The sequence below is a fragment of the Streptomyces sp. SM18 genome (genome assembly GCF_002910775.2).
GTDB classification, from domain to species: Bacteria; Actinomycetota; Actinomycetes; order Streptomycetales; family Streptomycetaceae; genus Streptomyces; species Streptomyces halstedii.
On sequence record NZ_CP029342.1, the window covers coordinates 477599 to 504540 of the forward strand.

11 protein-coding genes are annotated in these 26942 nt (G+C 74.5%); all 11 read right to left on the minus strand.

Going from position 1 to position 26942, the window contains the following annotated elements:
- Window positions 1-5 precede the first annotated feature (5 nt).
- The 11 genes from B9S64_RS02010 to B9S64_RS02060 all read right to left on the minus strand — a co-directional run bounded on the left by B9S64_RS02010 (window position 6) and on the right by B9S64_RS02060 (window position 26519).
- A complete protein-coding gene (locus tag B9S64_RS02010; RefSeq protein ID WP_109491950.1) occupies window positions 6-6335 on the minus strand; it encodes an SDR family NAD(P)-dependent oxidoreductase in 6330 nt (2109 codons plus the stop codon).
- Window positions 6336-6471: 136 nt separating this feature from the next.
- Window positions 6472-7353, minus strand: a complete 882-nt coding sequence (locus B9S64_RS02015; RefSeq protein WP_103489484.1) for a homoserine O-succinyltransferase — start codon at window positions 7351-7353, stop codon at window positions 6472-6474.
- The gene (locus B9S64_RS02020) at window positions 7350-11315 is read right to left on the minus strand and encodes a non-ribosomal peptide synthetase (RefSeq protein ID WP_103489483.1); all 3966 of its coding nucleotides are present in this window, start codon (window positions 11313-11315) and stop codon (window positions 7350-7352) included. Before B9S64_RS02020 ends, B9S64_RS02015 begins: the two co-directional genes overlap by 4 nt.
- 14 nt (window positions 11316-11329) lie before the next feature.
- Window positions 11330-12679, minus strand: a complete 1350-nt coding sequence (glyA, locus tag B9S64_RS02025) for a serine hydroxymethyltransferase (RefSeq protein WP_103489482.1) — start codon at window positions 12677-12679, stop codon at window positions 11330-11332.
- A gap of 20 nt (window positions 12680-12699) precedes the next feature.
- Window positions 12700-16578 carry a condensation domain-containing protein gene (locus tag B9S64_RS02030; protein WP_103489481.1) on the minus strand — a complete coding sequence of 1293 codons (3879 nt, stop codon included), beginning with the start codon at window positions 16576-16578 and terminating at the stop codon, window positions 12700-12702.
- Window positions 16579-16586: 8 nt separating this feature from the next.
- Entirely contained in the window at window positions 16587-22844 is a 6258-nt protein-coding gene (locus B9S64_RS02035) for a non-ribosomal peptide synthetase (RefSeq protein ID WP_103489480.1), read from the minus strand.
- Window positions 22845-22882: 38 nt separating this feature from the next.
- Window positions 22883-23587: a thioesterase II family protein gene (locus B9S64_RS02040; protein WP_103489479.1), complete on the minus strand. Its 705-nt coding sequence runs from the start codon at window positions 23585-23587 to the stop codon at window positions 22883-22885.
- Window positions 23584-23808, minus strand: coding sequence for an MbtH family NRPS accessory protein (locus B9S64_RS02045; RefSeq protein ID WP_103489478.1), 225 nt, complete (start codon window positions 23806-23808; stop codon window positions 23584-23586). Before B9S64_RS02045 ends, B9S64_RS02040 begins: the two co-directional genes overlap by 4 nt.
- Before the next feature lie 11 nt (window positions 23809-23819).
- Entirely contained in the window at window positions 23820-24941 is a 1122-nt protein-coding gene (locus B9S64_RS02050; RefSeq protein ID WP_103489477.1) for a branched-chain amino acid aminotransferase, read from the minus strand.
- Between the two features lie 5 nt (window positions 24942-24946).
- The gene (locus tag B9S64_RS02055) at window positions 24947-25735 is read right to left on the minus strand and encodes a 2OG-Fe(II) oxygenase (protein WP_103489476.1); all 789 of its coding nucleotides are present in this window, start codon (window positions 25733-25735) and stop codon (window positions 24947-24949) included.
- Window positions 25736-25823: 88 nt separating this feature from the next.
- Window positions 25824-26519 (minus strand): formyltransferase family protein, encoded by a 696-nt coding sequence (locus tag B9S64_RS02060; protein ID WP_103489475.1) that lies wholly within the window; start codon window positions 26517-26519, stop codon window positions 25824-25826.
- Window positions 26520-26942: the final 423 nt, after the last annotated feature.

Sequence of the window (26942 nt, forward strand, 5' to 3'; positions counted from 1 at the left end):
GCCGGTCAGTCCTCCGGGCCCAGAGAGATCTCCTCCAGCGCGAGCAGCAGCTCCGCCCGGTCGACGTCGGCCGTCCCGGGGTGGCCGTCGCCGCCGTCGGCGAGCAGGGCGCGCAGGACCGCCTCGCAGTCGTCCAGCCACCGTGTGACGTCCTCGCGGCGGTGCGCGGACGGTGAGTACTTCACCGCCAGTTCCAGCACACCGCCGGTCACCACCGCGGCGACGTCGATCAGGTAGCGGCGTTCCCCCTCCGGGCTCTGCTCCGCGCCCAGCGACCCCGGCACGGCGGCGAGCAGCGGGTCGGGACGTTCGGGTGAACCGTCGAAGACGCCCAGGTAGTTGAAGCTGACCTGACGCTCCGGCAGCTCGGTCAGCGGGTGCCCGGCCGGGCACGCGCCGCCGTACCGCAGCAGTCCCCACTCCTGGTCGCGGCCCCGCAGGTGGGCCAGTTCGCGGCGTACCAGGGACACGGCCCGCCCCGGCTCCGCGCACCCGGCCAGGTCGACGCGGACGGGTGCGATCGCGGTGAACCAGCCCACCGTCCGGGACAGGTCGAGCGGTGCGTGGGCGTCCAGGCGGCCGTGGCCCTCCACGTCGACGGCGAGGGCCTCGGTGCCCGCCCAGCGGGCGAGGCTCCAGACGACGGCGGTGAGCAGTACCTCGTACACGCTCGTCCCGCCCAGGCCGTCGAGGACGTCGGCGGGGAGCCGCCGTTCGAGCACCTCGGCGCCGCCCTCGCGCGGGCGCTCGGCCGAGGCGCGGGGCAACTCGCCCCAGCCGCCCGTGAGCCGCTCCGCCCAGGCGTCGGCCACCGCACCGTCCAGCCGTGCCGCGCGCCGCTCCATACGGCGGGCCCAGGGGAGGAACCCCAGGGTGGGCGGGGGGAGTTCGGCGGGCACGCCGCGTACCTCGGCGTCCAGCAGCCGCCGCAGGTCCTCCTCGATGATCCGCCAGGACACGCCGTCCACGGCAGCGTGGTGGATCACCAGGACCAGCACGGCGGGGGCACCGTCGCCGGGGCGCAGCAGTGCGGCCCGTGCGATCGGGCCGGACTCGGCGCTGACCTCCCGGTGCAGGGCGCGCTCGGTCTCCTCCGCCGCCTCGGTGGCGTCCCGGCCGGCGGGTACCTCGTGCGCGGTGAACCGCACGCTGTCCTCGGCCGTGGCGCCCGGGACCAGCCGGGGGCCGTCCTCCGCCACGGTGAGCCGCGTCCGCAGGGCGTCGTGCCGCCCGGCCAGGGCGAGGAGGGCGGCGTGCGCCGCGTCGGGCTCCACGTCGGCCGCGACGGTGTAGCGCATGCTCATCGTGAGGTGGTCGCGGACCTCCGGCCGGTCCGCCGTCTCCAGCCACCAGCCGAAGACGGGGGGCACCGCGGCGCTTGCCGCCGGCTCGTCCTCGTCCTCGTCCGGCCCGACGTCGGCGAGGAGGTGCCCGGCCGCCAGGTGCGCGAGCAGGGCGGCGGCCGTCTTGTGCTCGAAGAGGTCCAGCGGGCTGAAGCGGAAGCCGCGTTCGGCGGCGCGCGCCACCACCTGGATGGCGCGGATGGAGTCTCCCCCGGCGGCGAAGAAGTTGTCCTCCTCGCCCACCTGTCCGTCGCCCAGTACGTCGCGGAACACGTCGAGCAGCGCCTCGGTGTGCGCGGCGCCGACCGCCGCCCGGTCGCCCGCCCCGGCGGACGTACGGCGGATCCGGGAGACGTCCACCCCGGTCAGGGCGGCGATCCTCGCCGGGTCGTGGCTTCCGTCGGCCTCCAGCTCGAAGGCGGCCGCCGTGAACGGCAGCAGCCCGGCCACCGCCTCGCCGGCCGGGGACAGGCCGATCAGCACCCGGTCCTCGGCGGCGTCCAGGGCCGTGTGCAGCGAGGCCAGGCCCTGGGCGGGGCCGATGGTCGCGAAGCCGCGCCGCCCCGCCAGCTCGGTGACGGCGCTCGGGGTGCCCGCCGCCATGCCGACCTGTTTCCACATGCTCCAGTCGAGGCAGAGGCGTACGGCGCCGGTGCGCCGGGCACTCCACGCGGCGTGTGCCGCCTGGTAGGCGCAGGCCCCGGCGTACTCGGTGAACCCGGCGCCGCCGAAGAAGCCGTTGACGGAGCTGAAGACCACGAGCGGCGTGGTGCGCCCCGCGAGGGCCTCGTCGAGGGCGTGGCTGATCCGCAGGCGGGTCACGGCGCGCTCCGACACCCGGGGCGCGGCTTCTCCGCCCGGTCCCGCCAGCAGTTCCAGCTGTTCGGCGACGGATCCCTCACCGGCCAGGCTGAACAAGCCGTCCAGGGGGCCCCAGTCGGCCTCGGCCCGGTCGAGGGCGGCGCGCAGGGCCGGTGCGTCGGTCGCGTCCAGTGGCGTGTACCGGAACTCGGCCCCCTCCAGGCCCGCCTGGTCGGCGAGGTGGGCGCGCGTCCCGCCGCGGGCCGTCCCGGGCTCGGCCGCGTCGCGGCCCAGGACGAGCACCCGGGCGCCGAACTGGCGGAGCAGATGCTGCGTCAGGTGCGCCCCGACGCCGCCGAGTCCGCCGACGACGGCGTAGGAGCCGCCCGGGCGGAGCACCCGGCGTGGGACCGGCGGGATGGAGACGCCGTCCAGCGGGCGCAGTCCGCGCACCAGGCGGGCGCCGCCGCGGTAGGCGACCTGGCCCGTCCCGCGAAGGGCGCACTCCGTGAGGAGGTCGTCGTCGGTGGCGCCGTCGACGAGCAGGACGGGCAGCCGGGGCCGGGACTGGGCGAGGCTCTCGGCCACGCCCGTCAGCGCGGCGTGCGCCACGCTCTCCTCGTCGCCCGTGACGGCCGCGGCGGCCCGGGTGGCGAGGACCACGGCGGGCGGGGCGGGCAGTACGGCGGCGGCCCTCAGGAGGGGCCCCCAGGCGGCGGGGGCCTCGGTCAGGGCGGCCGCCGCGGTACGGGCGCCGTCGTCCTCGGGCCGGGCGTGCCAGCGGGCCTCGACCACGGCGTCGAGGCCGCCCAGCCGCCCGGACGCCGCCTCCAGGAGGGCTTCCAGGTCCTTGGCGTGGCCGGTGCGGAAGCGGGCCCCGCCCTCCTCGTCGAACCCCTCGAACGGGGCGCCGGAGCGGGCCGCGAGGGCCGCGCCGGCGGGCGGTTCGCCGTCCAGCCACAGCACCCGGCGGGCGGGAGAGGCGGCGGGGGCGGCGACCTGGTTCCACTCGGGGACGAAGCACCAGGCGGGCACCGTGGTGCGGTCGCCGAGGCCACTGCGCCTGCGCAGGGTGATCCGGTCGGCGAAGTCACCGGCCTGGAATCCGGCGGCGAGCAGCGGGCGGCGGATCTTGCCGATCGCGGTGCGCGGCCACTCCTCGGGGCCGATCTCGACGGCCGCCACCGGGCGCAGGCTGTGCTCGGAGATCAGGGCGGACTCGATCGCGGTGGCGTCGGCCCCGCCCGGCTCCGTGGAGCTGTAGAAGACGACCAGGTCGTCGGTGACGGCGTCGGGCCGCCGGACCGGTACGGCCGCGCAGCAGCCCTGGCGGACGCCGGGGACGGCCTCGACGCTGTTCTCCAGGGCCCGTGCGGCGTAGTTGAGGCCGTTGATGATCAGGACGTCCTTCTCGCGGCCGGTGACCACGAGGCTGCCGTCCACCATGAATCCGCAGTCGCCCATGCGCAGCCAGCCGTCGGCGGTGAAGGCGTCGGCGTCGGCCTCCGGGTTGCGGTAGTAGCCCTTCATGACCTGGAGGCCGCTGACCTCGATGCGGCCGCTGACGCCCTCGGGGCACACCTGTCCCCCGGCGTCGACGACGCGCAGCGCGAGGCCGGCCATCGGGGTGCCGACCTCGGCGAACGGGCTGCCCTCGCCGGGCAGGGAGCGCCGGACCGGGCTGTCGAGCCGGGTGTCGCTCAGCCAGTGCACGTAGTCCTGCCGGCCGGCGACGAGGTTGTGGGCCGCGATGACGGCGGAGCTGGTCTCGGTCATCCCGAACACGGGCTTGATGACGTCGGGGCGCAGTCCGTGCGGGGCGAGCAGGGCCAGGAAGCGCTGGTTTCCCTCGTGGGTGACCGCCTCGCCGCCGTTCTCCCAGACCTTCAGCGGGCTCAGGTCCCAGCTGCCCTCGGCGATCTTCCCGGCCTGCTCGTTGATCAGGTTGAACCCGAAGTTGGCCATCCAGCTGACGGTGACCCGGTAGTGGTCCAGGAGGTCCAGGATCCGGGTCGGGTCGCCCAGCGCCCATCCGGTGTCCACGTGGACCTGCTCGTGGGCCAGGCACAGGTCGCGGATGTGGTGCTGGACCAGTCCGCCGACGTGGTCGACGCCCAGCCAGTTGAGGGAGACCTCTCCGTCCAGGGCGAACTCCGCGCGGACCGACTCCGCCAGGGACACGAGGTTGCGGTGGGACAGCGCGACGCCCTTGGGGGCGCCGGTGCTGCCGGAGGTGAGGAGCATCAGCGCCGGCGAGCGGGGCGCGGCTTCCCCGGCGGGCAGCGGCTCGCCCGCGCGGGCGGTCTCCAGGAGCAGCAGGTCCGCGTGCAGGCCGCGCCGCCCGAGGGCCTCGGCGGTGGTGTCCCGCTGCGCCTTGGTGGTGAGGACGGTGCGGCCGGTGAGCATGGTGTCCGGGCCGAGCAGGTGCCACAGCGGGTTGCCCGCGCCCTCGTAGGGCGTGGCCGGGGTCAGCGGTACGGGCAGGACGCCGATCAGGACACACGCCCATACGCCGACGAAGACGTCCCCGGCCGCCGCCGCGTGGACGACCACCTCGTCCCCGTGGCCGAGCCCCTGGCCGCGCAGGTAGGCGGCGACCCGGGAGGCCTCGGTGAGCAGTTCGGCGTAGGTCATCCGGTACGCGCGGCCCTCGCCGTCGACGAGCGGGATGCCCCGGTCGGTGGCGGCGGCCTTCCGCAGCCGGTCGGCCAGGTCGTCGGACGGCGGCGTCAGGAGCGGCCCCCGGGCCTCGGCGGGCCGGGTGGCCGGGTAGTGCCCGCCGCCGGTCACGAAGCCCTCGGGCAGCGGCAGTTCCGCTGCCTCCGCCGCCACGGGCACGGCCCGCAGCCGCGTCCGGCCGGCGCCGTCGTCCAGGGCGCGGGCGGCCCTGTCCAGCAGCAGGGTGTCCGGCGGGGCGTCCGCGGCCAGCCGGGCCAGGTCCACCCGGCCCTCCGCGTCGCGGGGCAGCGCGGGGACCCGGCAGGTGCTCAGCGGCCCCGCCCAGGAGGGCAGGACGCCGGTCAGGCGCTCCGCCGCCTCCTCCAGGCCCTCGCCCGTGCCGCACAGCATCAGGCGGGCCCGGTCGGTGTCCGGGTCGCGGGCGACGAGCACGGCTCCGGGTGGCGTGGCCGGGGCGATCGTGCGGGCGGTCGCCTCCGGGGAGAGCCGGCGCCCGGCCACCCGCAGCGGGTCGAGTGCGCGCGGGTCGAACTCGACCGTGCCGTCGCTGCGCCCTCGGGCGCGGTACTCGGTGACCCAGGTGCGCTCCGTGGAGTGCTCGCGCAGCGCGTCGAGGACGGAGCGGGCGCTGTCGCCGGCCGTGGGCAGCCGTCCGGCGAGCGCGAGCCGACCCCAGGCGTTGGCGGGCAGCGCGCGTCCGGCGGCGTTGGTGACCCGGTGCCGCCCGTACACCTCGCCCCGGTGGGCGCGCGGGTCCCCGGCCGGGTCCCCCGCCCGGGTGGAGGCGAGTACGAAGGTGTCGCCGAAGCCGTGCAGCCGGGTGCCGTCCCCGGAACCGGGGGCCGTTCCGGCTCCCCAGGTGACCCGTCCGGCGAAGGCGCCGTCCGCGGCGAGCCGGGGGTCCGCGCCGAGCCGCCAGGCCGGGCAGGCCAGCACCGCGTCGGCGGCGGGCTCCGGGGAGGCGTCACCGGGGAGCAGGGAGATCCGTTCCGCGCCGGCCGTCCACGCCTCCAGGACCAGCGGCAGCCAGGCATCCACCCGCCAGTCGGCGGCCACCAGGAGGCGCGCGGTCTTCTCGGGCAGCCGCAGCCGGCCGAGCGTGGACAGCGGGTGGGCCACGCATCCCACCAGGTCCTCGGAGACCAGCAGGGCCGCGTCCGCCTCGGCCGGTTCCCCTGCGCGGTCCGTGACACCGGCCGCCCGGACGTCCAGCACCAGGCGGGCCGGGCCGTCCTCCGGCTCCGCTCCCACGTGCGGCACCCCGTGGGCCAGCCATACGGCGAGGCAGCCGGTCACCAGGTCGCCGGGGCCCTCGCCGGGGACGCGGACGACCTCTCCGCGCCGGACGGTGTGCCCGGCCAGGGCCTCGACGAGCCGGTCGACGCGGCCGGCCAGTTCCCGGCCGGTGAGCGCGTCGGCGGCCGGGGTGTCGCCGCGCGAACGCAGGGCGGACAGCACCTCGGCGGCCGCCTGGGCGGCGTCGGAGGTGTGTTCGAAGGGGTGGGACGACACGGCAGGCACACTCCTGGGATAGACGAGGTCGGACTCGACGGGGACTCCACACGGCCACGGGCGCCACCGGGCACGCGGCGGTCGGGGCGGCCGCGTGCCGGTGGGCCCGTGCGTGCGGGGTCCTACGGGACAGCCCTCAGGGCTGCTGCGGGGCGCCGGAGCCGGCCGGTGGCTTCGGCGCCAGGCCGCGCTTACGGGTGGCCGCCAGCTCCAGCCACGCGGCGAGGAACGCCCGGTTGTTGGCCCGCCAGCGGTTCACCGGACGGTCCGGGTCGTAGTTGAGCGGGAGCGAAGTGGCCCGCCCCTTCTCCACCGCGCTGTGGTACTCCTGGGCCAGCCGTTCGGTCGGGTAGTCCTGGTGCCCCTGGAGCATCAGATGGGCGCCGTCGGCGGAGACCACGGTGGTGTGGCCGGCCTCCTCGCACCGGTCGAGCGGTACCAGCAGGCCGTCGGCGACCGCCTTGCCGAAACCGTCCGGCTCCATCCGCGCGTAGCGGCTGTGCGGCAGCCAGTACCGGTCGTCCAGACCGCGCATCAGCGGGTGCCCGGGGGCCTCGTTGGTCATCTCCAGCACCCCGAAGACCTTGGCCGGGAAGTGCTCCTTGTCGATGTCGTAGAACACCTTGCCGAGCACCTGCGCGCCCCAGCAGACGCCCGCGATCGACCCGACCCGTCCGTCCGCGTCCCGCAGCGTCCGGACGATCTCGTCCCAGTACGTCGCCGCGGTGAGGTCGGGGTCGATGTCCACCGCCGCGCCGGTCAAAAGCAGGGCGTCGCACTCGTCGACGGCGCTCTCGTCGTAGTACCGGTGGGTGGCGGACAGGATGTCCGGGTCGCTGCTGCGGTAGGCGTGGTCGCGGACCCGGATCCACCGCACCTCGGTCCCGGGCGGCAGTACCCGCTCCATGTAGTCGAGGTAGATCTCGGCCTGCGGCATCAGGTTGACGACGGCGAGGCGGTACCGCGGGGCGGCCCCGCTGTCGTCGGTGGTCCCGGCCGGGGGGTGTACCGCGTTCATCGGGTGGCCTCCTTCGGGTCGGTGGTGGGGGCGAGGGCGGCCAGGAGCCGGTCGGCGACCTCTTCCGGGTGGGCGCGCACGAAGTAGTGGTCGCCCGGGAGCACGGCCAGTTCGTGGTCGGGGGCCAGGAGCCCCCAGGTGCGCCAGCCCTCGGCGTAGTCCTCGGTGAGCGGGTCGCTGTCGCCGATCAGGCAGGTCAGCGGGGTCGCCAGCAGTCCTTCGGGGCGTCCGGCCGCCTGGTCGAGTGCCTGACGGAAGTAGCGCCTGGCCTCCGTGCCGTCGTGCCGCAGCAGCCGGCCGATCGTGCCGGCCTCCTCGTCGGTGAGGTCGGTGAACCCGCCGAGTTGGGCGAAGGCGCGGGCCAGTTCGACGTCGGTCTGTTCCGCGAACGGGTCGTCGGTGAGGCCGGAGGCCTCGGCCGGCGGGTAGGAGGCGGCGACCACGAGGCGTCTCACGTCCAGGCCGTCCGCCTCCAGCTGCCGGGTGATCTCGGTGGCCAGGGCCACGCCGCCGCAGTGCCCGTACACCAGCAGCGGGCGGTCCTTCAGCTCGCGGGCGGCCGCCGCCACGGACCGGGCGACCGGCTCGACGGCCTGGAGGGGTTCGTCGGTGCCGTCGTGCTCGTGGCCGGGCAGGCGCACCGCGTACAGGGTGGCGCGGTGCGACAGGGCCTCGGCCAGCGGCTGGTAGACCCCTGCGTGGCCACCGCCGTAGGGGACGCAGATCACGGCGGGCGTCGTACCGGCCGGTGCCTCGGTGCCGAGCCGCACCAGGGCGTCGGTCTCGGTCGTGCCCTGGCCGAGGTGCTCGGCCAGCGCGCGCACCCCGCGGTAGCGGTAGAGCGCGGTGATCGGGACGGAACGGCCGGGCAGACGGCAGGCGCGCAGAGCCTTCAGCGAGTTGCCGCCCATGTCGAAGAAGCTGGTCTCCACGTCCACCTCGTCGGGTGCGAGGCCCAGGACCCCGGCCCAGTGCGCGGCGAGTTCCGCCTCCAGCCCGGTGGCGGGCGCCACCCGGCCCCGGGCGGCGGCCGCGAAGCGCGCGGCGGGCAGGTCGCGCCGGTTCACCTTGCCGTTGGCGGTCAGCGGCAGCCGGTCCAGCCGGACGAACGCCTCGGGGACCAGGTGTTCGGGGACCCTGCGGCGCAGCCACGCCCGCAGTTCGGTGTGGAAGGCGTCCGGTTCGCCGGTCCGCCGCGCGTCCCCGCCGTCCTGGGTGTGCACCAGGTAGGCGACCAGCCGGCGTTCACCGGTGGCGTCCGGGGACGCGGCCACCAGGCAGGTGTCCACCCCCGGGTGCTCGCGGAGGACCGACTCGATCTCTCCGAGCTCGATGCGCACGCCGCGGATCTTCACCTGGAAGTCGATCCGGCCGAGCAGTTCGATGGTGCCGTCCTGTCCGAACCGCGCGAGGTCCCCCGTGCGGTAGAGGCGTTCACCGGGCCGCTCGGACCAGGGGTGGGGCACGAACTTCTCGGCGGTCAGGGCCGGGCGGTCCAGGTAGCCCGCCGCGGTCCCGGCGCCGCCGAGGAGCAGTTCGCCCGGTACGCCGACGGGGACGGCCTCCATCCTCTCGTCCACGATGTACGCCGTCTGGTTGGCCATGGGACGTCCGTAGGGGATGCTCCGCCAGGCCGGATCGACGTCACCGACCGGGTACATGACGGAGTCCACCGACAGTTCGGTGGCACCGCCCGCGCTGACCACCCGGGCCGAGGGGAAGGTGCCCCGCACGCGGTCCGGCTGGGTCAGCGGGATCCAGTCGCCGTCCAGGACGGTGAGCCGCGGGGACGCGGGGCGGCTGCCCCGTGCCTCGGCGGCGTCGAGCAGGGCGTCCATGAGGGCGGGCGCCGAGTGCCACAGGGTGATGCCCTCGCGTTCGACCAGGTCCAGCCAGTGGTCCGGGTCCTTGGTGCGGGTGGCGTCCGGGAAGACCAGTACGCCACCGGCGGCGAAGGAGCAGAAGACGTCGCAGACGGAGATGTCGAAGCTGAGCGAGGAGACGCACAGCGTGCGGTCCCCGGGTCCCATCGCGAAGCGTTGGCGGTAGTCCTCGACGTTGTTGATCCGCCCCCGGTGGTCGAGCATGACGCCCTTGGGCTGCCCGGAGGAGCCGGAGGTGTAGATGACGTACGCGAAGGACTCCGGCGGCACGTCCAGGCCGAGGGGGGCCGCCGGCTGCCGGTCGATGTCCGGCGCGTCGGTGTCCAGGGCGAGGGACGGGAGGTCGAGCCGGGCGGCCACCTCTGCACCGCTCCCCCAGGTCAGCAGGGCCCGCAGTCCGGAGTCCGCCACCATGTAGCCGATGCGCTCGGCCGGGTAGCCGGGGTCGAGGGGTACGTACGCCGCGCCCGCCTTCATCACGGCGACCATGCCGACCACGGTGGCGGTGGACTTCTCGGTGCACAGGCCGACGCGGTCCCCCGGGCGGACGCCGAGGGCGACCAGGCGGCGCGCCACCTGGTTGGCGCGGGCGTCGAGTTCGCCGTAGGTGAGGCGTCCGTCGCCGGCCACGACCGCGGGGGCGTCGGGGCGCAGTCGCGCCTGGCGCTCGGCCAGCCCGTGCAGGGTGCGGTCCAGGTCGATGTCCGCCGAGGTCTCGTTCCACCGGCGCAGCACCCGCTCGGCGTGTTCCCCGGCCAGCGGCTCGACCTCCCACAGGGCCCGTTCCGGGTCGCTGCCCAGGCGCTCGACGAGGAGGCGCAGTTGGTCGAGCATGGCGCCGGCGACGTCGTCGTCCAGCCGGTGCCGGTAGTACGACAGCACCAGCATGATCTCGTCGCCGGGGAACGCCCGTACGGCCACGGGGTAGTTGGTCGGGCCGCTCCAGCCGTAGTCGGTCAGCCGGACGCCGCCCCAGTCCTCGGTGTGGCCGTCGTCCAGGGGGTAGTTCTGGAAGCTGAGCAGTGTCTCGAAGAGCGGTTTCCCGCGCTCGACGCCGGACAGTTCCTGGATGCGGGCGAGGCCGGTGAACTGGTGGGCCTGGAGCCGGAAGAGGTCGCGCTGGATCTCCTCCAGCCAGTCCCCGATCCGCCGGGCGGGGTCGATGCGCACCCGCAGCGGCACGGCGTTGATGAACAGGCCCACCATCTGCTCCACACCGGCCAGTTCCGGCGGGCGGCCCGCGGTGGTGGAGCCGAACAGCACCTCGTCCTCACCGCTGTACGCGCCGACCAGCCGGGCCCAGGCGGCGTGCGCGAGCGCGCTGAGCGAGACGCCGAGGCTGCCGCACCGCTGCTGCACGGCGGCGCTCGTCTCCTTGTCGAGCGTCACCGACAGGGTGACCTCGGTGCCGCCGCCGCCCTCGTGCACGCCCTGGCCCCGGTCGACGGCGAGCCGGGTGGGCTGCTCGAAGCCCTCCAGGTACTCCTGCCAGAACGCCTCGTCGGCCCTGCTGTCGCGCTCGCCGAGGTAGCGGATGAAGTCCTGGTAGGGCGGGGCGGGTTCGAGCTGCGGCGGCCGGCCGTCCTCGACCAGGCGGGCGTAGGCGGCCAGCGCCTCGTGCAGGACCAGGCCGAAACTCCAGCCGTCCAGCAGGATGTGGTGGTGGCTCCAGACGAACAGGTGGGCGTCATCAGCCGTCTGACGCACCGTCAGGCGCATCAGGGGGGCCTTGGCGAGGTCGAAGCCGCGCCGCCGGTCCTCGTCGAGCAGGTCCTCCCAGTCGGCGTCCGGGTCGCTCCGGTCGCGCCAGTCCGCCTGGTCCAGCGGGACGCGCACGGTGCGCCCGACCACCTGGAGGGGCTCCTTCAGCCGCTGCCAGGCGAACGCGGTGCGCAGGACGGGGTGGCGGGCGACGACCAGGTTCCAGGCCTCCTCGAAGGCCGCGGTGTCCAGCGCGCCCCTGATCACACAGCGGACCTGCTCGAAGTAGGTGGGTTCGCCGGGCCGGCTCAGGGTGTGGAAGAGCAGGCCCTGCTGGAGTGCGGAGAGCGGATAGGCCGCCTCGACGTTCTTGGCCATGTGTCGTGGTGTCCCTAGAGGGTCTCGGTGGCCGACGGATACGGCAGGGGGAAGTCGCGGCACAGTCCGCGCACGGCGGCGACCGTCCGCTCGCGCACGTCCTCGGGCAGTTCCACGCCACCGCCGGGCAGGGCCCGGGTGTGGCTCAGCACGGTGTCGATCAGTCCGGCGCAGCGGTCCATCTGCTCGGGTCCCATGCGCCGCAGGGCCACGGTGTTGCTGCCGAGCCGCACACCGCTGGCGACGGCGGCACCCCGGGTGTCGCCCGGGATCTTGTTCTTGTTGACGAGGATGTCGCAGGACTCCAGGACCCGTTCGGCCGCGAGACCGTTGAGGTGGGGCGGTACCCGGAAGAGCACGATGTGGTTGTCGGTGCCGCCGCCGATCACCTCGTATCCGCGCCGGGACATCGCGGTGGCCAGGGCCTCGGCGTCGGCGCGGACGCGCCCGGCCAGCTCGCGGAACTCCGGCTGGAGCAGCCGGCCCATGGCGCGGGCCTTGGCGGCGATGGTGTGCACCTCCGGGGAGCCCTGCATGAGCGGGAAGACGGCGCTCTGGATGAGCTGGGACAGGGTGCGCTTCCCGTCCCCGGAGACTTCGTCGGCGTCCCGGCCCATCATGATCAGCCCGCCGCGCGGCCCGTAGAGCTGCTTGAACGTGCAGGTGGTGGTGAAGTGGGCGGCGTCGATGGAGCTGGGGTGCAGGCCCGCGGCGACGAGCCCGGCGATGTGGGTGATGTCGGCGAGGACGTACGCGCCGGTCTCGTCGGCGATGGCGCGGACGCGGTCGAAGTCGATGACCCGGGTGTACGAGGTGGTCCCGCAGACCACCAGCCGGGGGCGGTGTTCCCGGGCCAGTTCGCGCAGGTGCCCGTAGTCGATCAGGCCCTTGGAGTCCAGCCCGTAGCCGTGGACGTCGAAGAGCTTGCCGCTGAGGTTGACCGGGGAGCCGTGGGTGAGGTGGCCGCCCTGGTCGAGGGCCATGCCGAGGACGGTGTCGCCCGGCTTCAGCAGGGCCTGCATCACGGTGTGGTTGGCGAAACTCGCGCAGTGCGGCTGGACGTTGACGTACCGGGCGCCGAAAACCTGTTTGGTCCTGGCGACCGCGAGCTCCTCGGCCCGGTCCACGTACCGGCACCCGGCGTGGTAGCGCTTGCCGGGATAGCCCTCCGCCGTGACGTTGACGATGCTGGAACCGGTCACCGCCATCACGGAGGCGTCGGTGCCGCCGCTCGACGCGACCAGGGACAGTGTCTCCGTCTGCCGCCGGTGCTCGTCCTCCAGCAGTGCGAACAGCTCCGGGTCGTCCCGCCGCAGCGTGGCGACGCCCTGTTCCAGCGTGCGCCCGATGTGACTGGCCTGCATAGTCGTCTCCTTGTGTGCCGTCACCATGCGTCGTCGTCGAGCAGGGCGTGAACGGATGCGTGGGGATTGCTCAGACCGGCCTCGGCCAGGGCCAGCCAGTCCTGCCGGAAGCCCTTGACGGTGGCCTCCTCGAAGAGCGCGACGCGGTAGGCGAAGATGCCGGACAGCCCGCCGGCGGCCTCCCAGAGCACCGCCGAGACGTCGAACCAGGCCACGCTCCCGTCCGTCTCGGACGGGCGCAGCACGGTGTCGCCGAGCCGGTGCCGGGCCTCCTCGCCCGGGTCCCCGCCCGACTGGAGTGACAGCACCGTCTGCACCAACGGGGGGCGTGACGCGTCGCGGGCGGCGCCCAACTCCTCGACCATCAGGTCGAAGGGGTGGCGCTGGTGGCTGAAGGCACCGGACAGCGCGTCGCGCACCCGGGCGAAGAGTTCGGCGAAGGTCGGATCGCCGGAGACGTCCATCCGTACCGGCAGGGTGTTGATGAAACAGCCCAGCAGCTCTTCGGCCTCGGCCCGGTACCGGCCGGCGACGGGGACGCCGATCAGGAAGTCCTCGGACTGGGTGAGCCGGGCGAGCCACGCGGTGTACGCGGTCGTCAGCCAGGTGAACAGGGTGCCGCCCGAGGCGCGGGCCGCCTCCCGCATCCGGGCCACCGTGTCCGCGTCCACGCGTACGGGCAGCCAGGCGCCGTCGTGGTCCTGGCGCGCGCCGTGCGGGAAGTCGGTCGGCAGCTCCAGCTCGGTGGGGGCTCCGGCCAGGACCTCGCGCCAGTAGCGGGCGTCCGCCTCGTGCGCGGGCGCCTCGTCGCGTCCGTGCTCCCAGGCGGCCCAGTCGGCGAACTGGAGCGCTTCCCCCGCGGCGGGTGGCGTCCCCTGCGCCAGCAGCGTCCCGTAGTCCCGGGTCATCTCGTCGAGCAGCAGGTTCATCGACCACTCGTCGCAGATCGCGTGGTGCAGGACGATCTGGAAGCGGCCCCGGGCGGGGTCGTCGGCGTCCCGGAGCAGCAGCGCACGCGCCGCGCCGGGCTCGGCCAGGTCGAACGGGCGGGACGCGTGGGCCCGCAGCGTCTCCTCGGGGTCCTCCCGCCGTCCGTCCCAGGTGGCCGTCTCGAACGTGAACGTGCCGTCCGGTCCGACGCGCTGGACGAGTTCACCGCCCTCAAGGACCAGCCGGGTGCGCAGGACACCGTGGCGGGCGGCGAGCCCGTCGAGGGTGCGGCGCAGTACGTCGGCGTCGACCGGGCCGTCCAGTGCGAAGGCGGTGGACACGTTGTAGGCGCCCGAGGCCGGGGAGAGCTGCTGGAGCAGCCACATGCGGCGCTGGGAATGGGTGGCCGGGGCGGTGGCGCGGTCCGGGAGGTGCGCGGGGCCGGGGGCCGGGGCGGCGGGCGTGTCCCCGCCGGTCAGGTCGGCGAGGTGGGCGGCCAGGTCCCGGAGCACCGGGTGGTCGTGGACGACGTCGAAGTCCAGGTCGACCCCGAAGTCGCGTTCGACCGCGTTGGCGAGCTGCACCTGCATCAGGGAGTCGCCGCCCAGGTCGAAGAAGTCGTCGTCGCGGCTGACGGTCTCGGCGCCCAGCAGGACGCACCAGGCCGCCGCGAGTGTGCGTTCGGCGTCGGTGCCGTCCGGTTCGGCGAGCCGCTCGGGCTCCGGTGCCTCCTCGGCCGCCGGGGCGTCCGCCACCGGCGCCGTGTCCCGGACACCCCTGGCGCGAGGCTCGATCCAGCAGCGGGTCGGGGTGAACAGCGCGGTCGGTACCGACGCCCGGCGCCCGTATCCGCCCAGGAACCGTACGCAGCGCTCCCAGTCGAGCGGGACTCCGGCCCGGTACAGCGCGGCCAGCGTGGTGACGAGCCGGGCGCGCCCGTCCTGCCCGGGTGTCCCGGCGGCGTCGACCAGCGTCCCGTGGTGGACCGGCAGCAGTTCGCGGGCCAGTTCGGAGAGCCGGCCGCTCCAGCCGGTGACGAACACCGGGTCGCCCTCGGCGCTGATGGCGGCGAACGCGGCCCGGGTGCGGTGCGGGTCCGGCGGGGCGACCTCGCGCAGCGCGGCGAGGGCGCGGGCGGCGGCGGGCAGCGTGGTCTCGCCGCGCAGGAGGTCCACGAGGAGGTTGCCGCTGCCGTGGCCGATGAGGACGCGGTCGGACAGGCCCGCGTCGAGCAGCGCCCGTACGACGGTCAGCCGGTCGAGGAGCGTCGTCGCCCCGTCCCGCTCCGCCTCGGGGACGTCCACGAGCGAAGCCCTCGACTCCTCGTACCGGGCGGCCAGTTCGGGGAAGGCCTCGGTCAGTGACCGGGTCCACGCGGACGCGACCTCGCCCTCGTGCGGCAGCAGGGTGACCGGCACCGTGGCGTCGGGGGCGTGGGCCACCTCTCCCCCGTCGGCGGCGAGCCGTTCCAGGGCCTCGGCTGCCTCCTCGGGTGCCGAGGCGACGACGCAGGCGCGCCACCGCTCGTGGTCGCGGCCGGTCGCCTGGACGAAGGCGGTGTCGGCGAGCACCACCGGGTCCGGGTGGGCGCGCAGGTGGGCGGCGAGCCGCCCGGCGTGCCGCCGCAGGGCGTCCTCGCCGCGCGCCGACAGCGGGACGAGCAGCGGGAGGGGCCCGCCGGGCGCGGGTACGCGCGGTTCCGACGGCGCCTGTTCCAGTACCAGGTGCGCGTTGGTGCCGGTGAGGCCGAAGGCGCTGACTCCGGCGCGGCGCTGGGCGGACGCGTCCCACGGCTCGGTGGCGTCGGACAGGCGCAGGGCCGAACCAGCGGTGTCCAGCAGGGGGTTGGGCTCGGTGAAGTGGGCACTGGCGTAGCGGCGGCCCTCGCGCAGCGCGACCACGGCCTTCACCAGGCCCGCGGCGCCGGCCGCCGAGTCCAGGTGCCCGATGTTCGACTTGACGGAGCTGAGCACGCAGTAGCCGGTGCGCTCGGTACGACGGCCGAAGGCGGCCGTCAGCGCCTCGAACTCGATGGGGTCGCCCAGCCGGGTGCCCGTGCCGTGAGCCTCGATCAGCCCCAGCGAGTGGGGGTGCACCCCGGCCGCGCGCCAGGCCTGGAGCAGCAGTTCCTCCTGGGCCCGCGCGCTCGGCGCGGCGAAGCCGTTACTGCGCGCCCCGTCGTGGTTGACGGCTCCGCCGAGGACGACGGCGTGGATGTGGTCGCCGTCCCGCTCGGCCCGGTCCAGCGGCTTGAGCAGGAGGACGGCGCCGCCCTCCCCCAGGCCGGTACCGTCGGCGGCCGCGTCGAAGCTGCGGGAGCGGCCGCCGGGCGACACGATGCTCTCGCTGCCCGGCGGGGCCGTCACGGGCGGGTCGCTCAGCAGCCGTACGCCGCCGGTCACCGCCCAGTCGGCGTCCCCCGAAGTGAGCTTGAGGCAGGCCTCGTGCACCGCGACCAGAGTGGAGGAGCAGGCGGTGTCGACGGTGAGCGCGGCCCCCCTCAGGTCGAGCAGGTGCGCCACACGGCCAGCCTGGGAGGCGGGCAGCAGCCCGGTCACCAGGGGCGGGTCGGCCGGGTCGGCCAGCTCCGCGTAGGTCTCGCGGCCGGTCCCGAACACCACGGCGGTCCGGCTGCCGCGGAGCGCGGACAGCGGGTAACCGGCGTCCCAGACCGCCTGGCAGGTCAGCTCCAGCAGCATGCGCTGCTGCGGGTCCATCTGGCGGGCCTCACGCGCCGACAGCCCGAAGAAGGCGTGGTCGAACGCGTCGATCCGGTCGAGCAGCGCGGCCTCGGCGAGGTCGGCGCCCGGGCCGAGCCCGGCGTCGCGTCGGCGGGCCTCCGGCACCGGGCCGACGAGGTCCGTACGGGAGTCGAGGAGCGCGGCGAGCCGGTCCAGGTCGCCGCCGCTGCCGGGGAGCGCCGCGGCGATGCCCACGACGGCGACGGGCTGGGCGGGGGTGCGGTCCATGGGGGCCCTCACAGTCGGAAGCTGACGTCGGTGGTGACCGGCGCCGCGGCGCCGGTGTCTTCCAGGGCGGCGGCGATGGCGGAGACCGTGTTCAGGCGGAACAGGTCGACGAGCTTGAGCGAGCCGGGGTAGCGGCTGTCCAGCCGTTCGTGGAGCCGGGTGAGGGTCAGCGAGGTCCCGCCGGCCGCGAAGAAGCTCTCGTCACGTCCGATGTCCTGACGCGTCAGCAGCTCCCGCCACACGGCGGCGATCTCCGTCTCCAGCGGGCCGCGCGGAGGTGTGCCCGGGACGGCACCGCGCCGTCGGCCGGCCGCGCGGGCGGCGAGCGCCCTGCGGTCGAGCTTGCCGTTGCCGGTGAGCGGGAAGGAGTCGAGCCGCTCCAGCCAGGCGGGCACCATGTAGCCGGGCAGCCGGGCGGCGAGGCCGTCGCGCAGGGTGTCCGGGTCCAGGCCGGCGGGTCCGGCGACGAAGCCGATCAGGTGCCGGTCCCCGCCGCCGCCCGCCACGAGTACGGCGGCGTCGGCGATCCGCGGGTCGAGCCCGGCCAGGGTGCGCTCGATCTCCCCGGGCTCCACCCGGATGCCCCGCAGCTTGATCTGGTCGTCCGCGCGTCCCAGGAACTCGATCTCGCCGTCGGCGGTGTACCGGGCCAGGTCGCCGGTGCGGTAGAGCCGCTCGCCCGGTTCCGCCCCGTACGGGTGAGGCACGAACCGCTCCGCGGTCAGCGCGGGCCGGCCGAGGTAGCCGCGGGCCAGCCCCTGGCCGCCCAGGTACAGCTCGCCCGGCACGTGCGGCGGCAGCACGTTGAGGCCCGCGTCCAGGACGTACGCCCGCGCGCCGGCGAACGCCGTACCGATGGTGGGCGCCTGGCCGTCCGGCAGCCCGGCGCAGTCCTTGAGGGTGCCGCAGACCGTGGCCTCGCTGGGACCGTAGGCGTTCCACAGCCGGACGGACCCGCCCCAGCGCCGCACCAGTTCGGCGGGGCACGCCTCACCGGCGAGCACCAGGTGCCGCAGGGTGCCGGGCAGGGTGCGCAGCATCGCGAGGTTGGACGGCGGCATGGTGAGGTGGGTGATCCCGCGCTCGGTGAGCGTCGCCTCCAGCGGTGCCCCCGGAAGCAGCCGGTCGGGGTGGGTGAGGTGGAGGCACGCCCCGGTCAGCAGGCCCATGACGCACTCCCACACCGACGCGTCGAACGAGTACGGCGCGTACTGGAGCACCTGGGCGCCGGGGCCCGCCGCGAACCGGTCGCGGTGCAGGGTGCGCAGTTGGGCGAGCCCGCGGTGGGTGAGCAGCACGCCCTTGGGGGTGCCGGTGGACCCGGAGGTGTAGATGGCGTACGCCAGGTGGTCGGGGCCCGGCGCCACGGTCGGCGGCGCCACGGAACCGGTCGCGGTCTCGTCGTCCACGCGGATCGCGGGTACGGCGTCGAGCGGCAGCCGTCCGGCGAGCGCGGCGTCGGTCAGCTGGAGCCGTACTCCGGCGTCCCGGGCGATCCACGCCATGCGCTCGGCGGGCAGGGCCGGGTCCAGGCACAGGAACGCCGCCCCCGCCTCGGCGACCGCCAGCAGTGCTGTGACGGACGCCCGTGAGCGGGGCAGGACGACGGCCACCAGGTCGTCGGGGCCGATCCCGTGGGCGCGGACGCGTTCCGCCAGGCGCCGTGCCTCCTCGTGGAGTTGACGGTAGGTCAGGATTCCGTCGTCGTCGTGCAGGGCCGGTGCGTCCGGCCGGGCCGCGACCTGCTCGGCGAAGAGCGCGGGCAGGGTCGAGGGGACGGGGGCGGCCTCGGGGCGGTCCCGTTCCAGGGCGGCCCGCGCGCGGTGGGCGGTGCTCATCGGCAGTGTCTTCAGCGGCCGGTCCGGGTGGCGGGCCGCCTGCTCCAGCAGGGTCTCGAAGCAGTCGGCGTATCCGGCGAGGGTGGTCTCGTCGAACAGGTCGGTGCGGTAGTCCCAGGTGGCGTGCCAGCCGTCCGTGTCGCGGCCGACCATCAGCGTGACGTCGTACTGGGTCGCCACGGGGCGGACGGCGAACCGGGTGCAGTCCAGCCCGTCCGCGCGGGGGGCCGCGTCGCCGTCCGTGTCGAGCACGAACATGGTCTGGAAGACCGGGGTGTGCTCCACCGTCCGCTCGACGCCCAGGGCCGCCACCACCAGTTCGAAGGGGGTCCGCTGGTGGGCGAAGGCGTCCAGGCAGCTCTGCCGGCCGGCGGCCAGCAGGGCGCGGAACGTCGGGGCGCCGCTGTGGTCGCCGCGCAGCGCGAGGGTGTTGAGCAGGCAGCCGGCCAGCTCGGCGGTGCCCGGGTGGTCCCGGTTGGCGATGGGGGTGCCCACCACGATGTCGTCCTGGCCCGAGAGCCGTGCCATCAGCCCCTGGTAGAGGGCGAGGACGGTCATGAAGGCCGTGGCGCCGGTGTCCTCGCCGACCGCCAGCAGGGTGCGCACCGCCTCGTCGGGCAGCCGCCGGGTCAGCCGGGCGCCGCGGTAGGTCACGGCCCGCGCCGGCGGGTGGTCGAAGGCGAGGCGCAGCCGCTCCGGCGGGTCGGCCAGCCGTTCCCGCCAGTAGGCCAGATCGGACCGGGTGAGGGCCGGCTGGTCCAGTGCCCCGCGCTGCCAGGTGCCGTAGTCCAGGACGGAGAGCCGGGGCGCGGTCGGTGGCGCGCCTCCGGCGGCGGCGGTGGTGTAGTCGGTGAACAGCTCGTCCAGCAGCAGGCGCAGGGTCCAGGCGTCGGCGACCACATGGTGGATGACCAGGGCGAGCACGTGCCGGGGCCGGCCGTCCGCGTCCGGGGGTTCCTCGACCAGCAGCCAGCGGGCCGGTGCCTCCGTGGCCAGGTCGAAGGGGTCGGCGAGCGCCTCGCCGAGCAGCGCGGAGGTGGCCGCCTCGCCGTTCGCGGACAGCTCGCGCAGCGGTCCTCGCCGGTGCGGTTCGGCCCACTGGCGCAGTGTCCCGTCCGGGCCCCGGTCGATGCGCAGGCGCAGGGCCTCGTGACGGGCGGTCAGCGCCGACAGGGCGTGGTCCAGGGCGGCGCGGTCCAGGGTGCCGCCGATCCGTACGGCGACGCCGATGTTCAGCATCGGGCTGCCCGGCCGCAGTTGCTCGACCAGCCACATGCGCTCCTGGGCGAAGGCGAGCGGCGCGTGGCCGTCGCCGTCCCTGCGGCGCAGGGGTGGCAGGGCGACCGTGCGGGTGAGGGCCCGCTCCACGTGGGCCGCCAGGGCGCGCACGGTGCGGTGGGCGAAGACGTCGGCGAGCGCGATGTCCGCTCCCAGCCGGTCGCGGACGGCCGAGACCAGTCGCATCGCGAGGAGGGAGTGGCCGCCCAGCGCGAAGAAGTCGGCGTCCGCGCCGAGCGGGCCGCTGTGGGTCAGCTCGGCCATCAGCGCGGCCACGTCCCGCTCGGCGGTGGTGGCCGCCCGGCCGTCCGCGCCGGTCTCGCGGACGGGTGCGGGCAGGGCGGCCCGGTCGGTCTTGCCGTTGGCGTTCAGCGGGAAGGCGTCGAGCGGCACCCAGGCGTGCGGGACCATGTGGGCGGGGAGCGCGGCGGCCAGTGCGGCGCGCACGTCCTCGGCGGGGGCGCCGCCCGTCCAATAGCAGACGAGGTGCTCGGTGCCGGCCATCTCACGCAGCACGACGAGGACCTGTTCGACGCCGTCGAGCGTACGGGCGCGGCTCTCGATCTCGTCCGTCTCGATGCGGAAGCCGCGCAGCTTGATCTGGTTGTCGCGGCGGCCGAGGTAGCGCAGCGCTCCGTCGCGGGTGGCGCGTACCCGGTCCCCGGTGCGGTACATCCGGGCGCCCGGTTCACCGGAGAACGGGTCGGGCAGGAACCGCTCCGCGGTCAGCGCCGGCCGGCCGAGGTAGCCCTGCGCGACGCCACGGCCGCCGAGGAACAGCTCGCCGTCGGCGCCCGCCGGAACGGGTCTGAGCCGGTCGTCCAGGACGTAGGCGTTGGTGCCGTCCACGGGCAGTCCGATGAGCGGCTCCCCGGTGCCCTCGCGCGGGACCTCGTGCCAGGTGGAGTACGTGGTGTCCTCCGACGGGCCGTACAGGTTGAGCACCCGCGCCGAGCCGGCCCGCGCGTACACGGCGTCGGCCAGGGTCCGGGGCAGCGGCTCCCCCGCCAGGTTCACCACCCGGACGTCCCGCGGAAGCGCCCCGGCGCGCAGCAGCTCGGTCATCGCCGAGGGGACGGTGTTGACCAGGGTGGGCGGGACGCCCGGCTGGCCGGCCAGGTGCAGGGCGTTGTCGACGAGCCGCAGCGAACCGCCCACCGCCAGCGGCAGGAACACCTCGAACACCGACAGGTCGAAGCTGACGGAGGTGGCGGCCAGGACGACCGCCAGGTCCTCGGAGGTGAAGCGGGTGCGGGCCCAGCCGAGGAAGGCGCGCAGCGCGCGGTGCGGGATCGCCACGCCCTTGGGCTGCCCGGTGGAGCCGGAGGTGTAGATCAGATAGGCGAGGTGCTCGTCACCGGCCGGGTACGGGGCGGGCGCCTCGGACACGGGGCGGACCTCGGTCACGTCCAGGAAGGGGCCGGCTCCGGCGGGCAGCGACTGGCGGGTGGCGGGCTCGGTGAGCACCAGGCGGCAGCCCGCGTCCTCGGCGATGAACCTCAGCCGCTCACGCGGGTATCCGGCGTCCAGGGGGACGTAGGCGGCACCGCAGCTCAGGACCGCCATCAGCGCGGCCACCAGGTCCGGGGTGCGGCGCAGGCAGACGCCGACGAAGTCGCCGGGCCCCACGCCCGCGGCGAGCAGGGCGCTGTGGAGGGCTCCGGTACGGGCGGCGAGCCCGGCCCGGTCGAGGGACTCGTGACCGGTCCACACGGCCGGCGCGGCCGGGTCCTCGGCCACCCGCCGGGCGAAGGCGGTGACCGGGTCCAGGGGTGCGGGTGCGGCGTCCAGACGCCGGGCGGCGGCCCGCTGCCGGAGTTCGTCCGGGGTGTGCGGGTCGAGGCCGGCCAGGGGGGCGCCGGGGTCGCTGACCAGTGCGTCGAGGATCTGCCGCCAGTGGGCCAGCATGCGGTCGGCCGTCGCCCCGTCCAGCCCTTCGGAGGGGAACTCCAGGGCGGCGAAGCAGCCGTCCTCCGGCTCGGCGGCGTCCGGTCCGGCGAACCGGCCGCGGTCGATCTGGAGGAGCAGGTCGAACTTGGTGTGGTGGTGGGCGACGAACCACCGCGCCGTCTCCACCCCGGGCAGCCGCGGCCGGGGCAGGTCGTCGGGCTGCACCACGAGGAGGGCGCGCAGGGGCAGGTGGCCGATCCGTGCGGCGAGCCGGTCCAGCGGTACGTCCGCCCGGCCGTACGCCTCCAGCGCGGCGTCCCTGACCCGGTCGAGGAGCGCCCGGCCGTCGTCCCGCGGGGACAGCCGGACGCGCAGCGGCAGGGTGTTCACGAACAGCCCGTAGGTGACGGCCGTGGAGTCGCGGTCCCGGCCGGACGCGGGTGTCCCGTAGACCAGTTCGTCCTGGCCGGTCCAGCGGGAGAGCAGGACCGCGTAGGCGGCCGCGTACACCATGAAGGGGGTGGCGCCCTGGTCGGCCGCGTAGGCCTCGGCGCGTTCGACCAGGTCGTCGGGGAGGCGGACGCGCCGGACGCCAGCCGGGGCGGGGTCGGCGGACGCCGTGTCGAGCGGCAGGTCCAGCGCGAGCGGGGCGCCGGACAGCGCGGCGCCGGCCGCGTCGAGCCGGTCGTCGAAGGCGGGTGACGCCAGCCACCGCCGTTCGTCCTCGACGGCCTGCCGGTAGTCGCCGGCCGGGCCGTCCCAGCGGGGGGTGCCGCCGTCCGCCAGGTACCGGTAGGCGGTGGCCAGTTCGGCGAAGAAGAGGTCGGCGGACCAGCCGTCGGTGACGAGGTGGGTCAGGCACAGGGCCAGCACCCGTTCGTCGCCGCCCGTCTCCAGCAGGGTCGCCCGGTACACCGGCCCCCGGGCCAGGTCGAACGGCACGGCCGTCTCGTCGGCGAACCAGCGGTCCAGGTCCTCGCGGGCGACGGCGCGGCGGCCGAGCCGGAAGGGCTGCTCGGCCGGGGGGACGATCCGCTGGAGGAGGGTGCCGTCGCGGTACTCGAAGACGGCCCGGAGCTGGTCGTGGCGCTCGGTCAGGGCGGCGAGCGCGCCTTCCAGCGCGTCGGTGTCGAGGGGGCCGCGCAGCCACACCGCCTCGGTCACGGTGTAGGCGCGGCTCTCGGGGTGCCGCTGCTGGAGGAACCACAGCCGCTGCTGGGCGCTGGAGGCGGGGAAGGATTCGGTGGCGTCAGGATTCATCGCGCAACAACGTCCTCGGTGGCCGGGCTCGGTCGGGGTCAGGACGCGGTGTTCAGCGCGTCGAGCAGCAGATGCGCGCGCACCGCACGGCAGATGAGCGGGCGCTCGGAGCGGATCACGAAGTGGTCGCCGTCGTAGACGCGCACCTCGGTGTCCTCGCCGCCCAGCCGGGACCAGGCGGACAGGTCGGCGGTCGGTACGAAGGCGTCCCGGCTCGCCCCGAACACGGTCAGCGGACAGGGCGCCGGGGCGGCGGTCGGCGGGTAGGTCTCCGCGATCCGGAAGTCGGCGCGCAGGATCGGCAGGTACATCGCCATCAACTCGGTGCTGGCCAGCACCTCGGGGGCGGTGCCGTTCATCGCCCGCAGCTCCGCCATCAGTTCGGCGTCCCGCATCAGGTGGCGGGCCGGTCCCAGCGGGGGCAGGTGGGGCGCCCGGGAGCCGCCCACGAACAGCCGGCGGGCGACCCGGCCCCGCTCGGCGAGGTGCAGCGCCAGGGCATGGGCCGCGTACGAGCCGAAGCTGTAGCCGAGCAGGGCGAACGGGCCCCGGGAGAGGTCCTCGCACTGTGCGGCCAGGTCCTCGACCAGGGCCGGCATGGCGTCGACGAGGGGTTCGCCGTAGCGGGTGCCCCGGCCGGGGAGCCGGGCCACCCGCACCTCGGCGACCGGCGCGAGGGCCTCGCGCCAGCCGTCGAACGCCTCGGTGCCGCCTCCCGCGAAGGGGACGCAGAACAGGATCACGGGCGGTGCTCCCGTTCGCGCAGGCTCTTCGGACGCATGTCCGTCCAGTGTTCCGCGATGTGGTCCAGGCAGGTCTGCCGGTCGGCCGCGGAGGTCCTGGCCCGCCAGCCGTCGGGCAGGTCCCGGTGGGCGGGCCAGATGGAGTGCTGGTCCTCGTGGTTGGTGACGACGACGTACAGCGTGCCGTCGCCCTGCGTGTTCTCGGTGGCTGTCTGGCTCATGGGACCGCGCCTTACGCCTGTGGGCCGTCGGTGAGCGGGGCGACGGTGTGCTGCCAGCCGTCGGGGGCCCCGGTGGTGCCGTGCTGGATGTCGAGGAGCCGCTCGCGCAGCTCCAGCGCGGTGGCCTGGGACGGCAGCGGGAGCCGCATCCCCGTCTCGTCGCCGATGAGTTCGACCGGTGCGACGACGGCTCCGGTGCCGCAGCCGAACACCTCGACGTCCTCGCCGGCCCGGATGGCGTCGGTGAGCTCGTGGATGTCCACGGGCCGTTCCTCCATCTTCAGACCGAGGGAGGGGCCGAGCGCGAGGAGGCTGTCGCGGGTGATCCCGGCGAGGATCGTGTCGGACAGCGGCGGGGTGTACAGGAGGTCGCCGCGCCGCACGAAGACGTTCATCGCGGTGAACTCCTCCAGGTACCGGTGTTCCACCGCGTCCAGCCACAGCAGTTGGTGGAAGCCGTTCTCGCGGAGCGGAGCCGCGGCGGCGAAGCTGGCGGCGTAGTTGCCGGCCGCCTTCACGCACCCGGTGCCACCGGCCCCGGCGCGGCTGTAGTGACGCTCGATCCAGGCGGAGACGGGCGTGGTGAAGAACGCGTCCGAGGGGGTCGCGAGCACCACGAAGCAGAACTCGGTGGACGGAACCACCGACAGGTCCGCGGTGGCGCCGAACATCGTCGGCCGCAGATAGAGCGACTGGCCGCGCCGGGCCGGGACGAACGGCTCCAGGACGGCGACCAGTTCCTCCAGGGCGCGCACGAACACCTGCTCGTCGATCTCGGGCATGCCCAGGCGCAGCGCCGACCGGTTGAAGCGGCGGGCGTGCTCGTAGGGGCGGAACAGCAGCGGCGGGCCGCCGTCCGCGCCGAGGTTCCGGTAGGCCTTCATGCCTTCGAAGATCGCCTGGCCGTAGTGGAGGGCCTGGGTGTGCGGCGCGAGGTCCAGCGGGCCGAGCTCGGCCAGGCGGGGCGTCTCCCAGGAGCCGTCGCGGTAGTGGGCGATCGCCATGACCGGGGCCATCAGCTTGCCGAAGCCCAGCGGGTCCGGCAGGACGACGTCCTTGAGCCCCTCGGCGAACCCGCTGGGCAGCGGGGGGAGCTCGGTCGGCGTGTACGTGGACGGGAGGGGAAGGGACATCGCAGTCAGCTCCAGCAGCGCAGGGGAAGGTCGGTTCCGAAGTTGCCGACGAATCCGGAGACGGTGAGCCGGCGGCCCTTGGTGATCTTGCGGATGGCGTGCACGCACGACGTGTTGACCAGCACCAGGTCGCCGGGCTCCGGCTTGATCAGCACGGCCGACTCCGGAAGCGTCTCCCGGGGGTATCCGTAACTGCCCGGGTACTGCTCGGCGATGTCCGCGTACTGCTCGTCCGTCACCCGGTGGTCCCAGACCTCCAGTTCGCCGCCCTCGTCCGCGGTGTCGAAATAGATGTTCACCCCGAGCTGGCCGGCCATCGCCTTGAATTCCGGGTCGGACGATTCTCGGTGCAGTACGTCCTGGTGCGGAAGGCCTTCGCTTCCGGTACGCCATGCCCGGGTTATTCCGAAGGGCATTTTGCGGCCCTCCATGGACATGAGGGTGGAACCGCCCGGCCAGCGTTCGTCGAGCGTCGCGCGCAGCAGGTCGATCGGTGAGGGATGGGGCGCGCTGAGCCTTCGGAGCCTCTGCTGAAGAGGGAGGGCCCCGCCGAAGTAGCGTTCACGCCGGGAAGGGTCGGAGGTGACGTTCCAGAACGAGTCGATGTCGCTCTCGTAGATACCGCCGCTCACGGATGCGTCGATCTCCTGGTACAGCAGATCGGACAACGCCTTGGAATAGGTCGGGTCATAGAATTCCGGTACCCGGACGGCGACGCACCTGAGGGCGAAAAGGTCGTGGAGACTCTGCTCGGTGAGCGAATCCACGGTGATGAGCTTGCTGTTCGACAGCATGTCGGAATCTCCTGTCGGGTGTTCGTGGAGAGGACGTGACCGACGGGCGTCCGCGCGGGGGCGGCGGCCGCGGCCGCGCGCCGCCGGCTCAGCGCTCGATGAGGGCCCACTTGTCGGCGGTGGAGGCGTGGTTGCCCGGCAGCGCGATCAGTTCGGGCTTGTAGAGCGGGGCCGAGTCCATGGACGGCTCCCAGGTGGCCAGCTTCTCGTCCTGCGGGACCTCGATGCGCACGTCGTTCGCCAGGTCGTTGACCACACGCAGCAGCAACCGCACGCCCAGCGGGGCCAGATGCTCGCGCCACAGGCTCTCGGCCGTCGAGTCCGGGGGCACGATGACGTGCTCCTGCGCGGCGACCGGTCCGCCGTCGGTGCGCTCCGTGAGGTGGTAGACGCTTCCGCCGGTGACCTTGTCGCCGTCGCGGATGGCCCACCGGATGGCGTCCCGCCCCCGGTGCAGGGGCAGCAGACTCGGGTGGTAGCCGATGGCCGCGACCCCGGCCCGCGCCCTGGTCCTGCGGCCGATGAAGGCGTGCGAATGCGCGGCGACGATGATGTCGGCCTTCTCCGGGATGTGGTGCTCCCGCAGTTCGCTCGCCTCCGTCCACGGAATGTCACGTGGAAACGCCCAGGCGCGGACGCGATCCCACGCCATCGGGTCGCTGTCGTCCGTGCGCCCCTTGCGCAACGCGGGGGAGGCGGCTCCCAGAAGTGTGTGACCGGCGTCGTCGAGAGCCTCCGCGACCTGAACCGCGAAAGCACCACGACCGGAAATGAAGATGTTCACGCTTCCCCAACTCGTCGTGTTTTTGACAAGCGTCGTTGATTGAACATTCACCCAGCGGAGGGGCGACTCGAAGGAATACCCCCCAGCACTTCCGTCGGCCCGCTCGACACCATCCGAGCCATGTGCGCGCGGGAACAGGAAACCCCCGTCGCATATGGTTCGCTTTTCACGAACTGCCGTGCTTCAGCAGCACCGTTACGTTATGCAACCCCGGACGATCCCATCAAGGTCTTGTCATCATGCTGACATCGCCCACGTCGGAAAGGCGGTGCGCCCTTGTCCCGGCCCGCCATCCGATGCCTGGCGTGACCGACTCGGACGGAGTCACCGGGCGCGTATTACGGAACGTGTACCTATATTCGACGGCCGGAAGGGACGCGGTCGTGGGACGCGGGTGAGGCCGGGCCGCCCGGAACAGGGCGT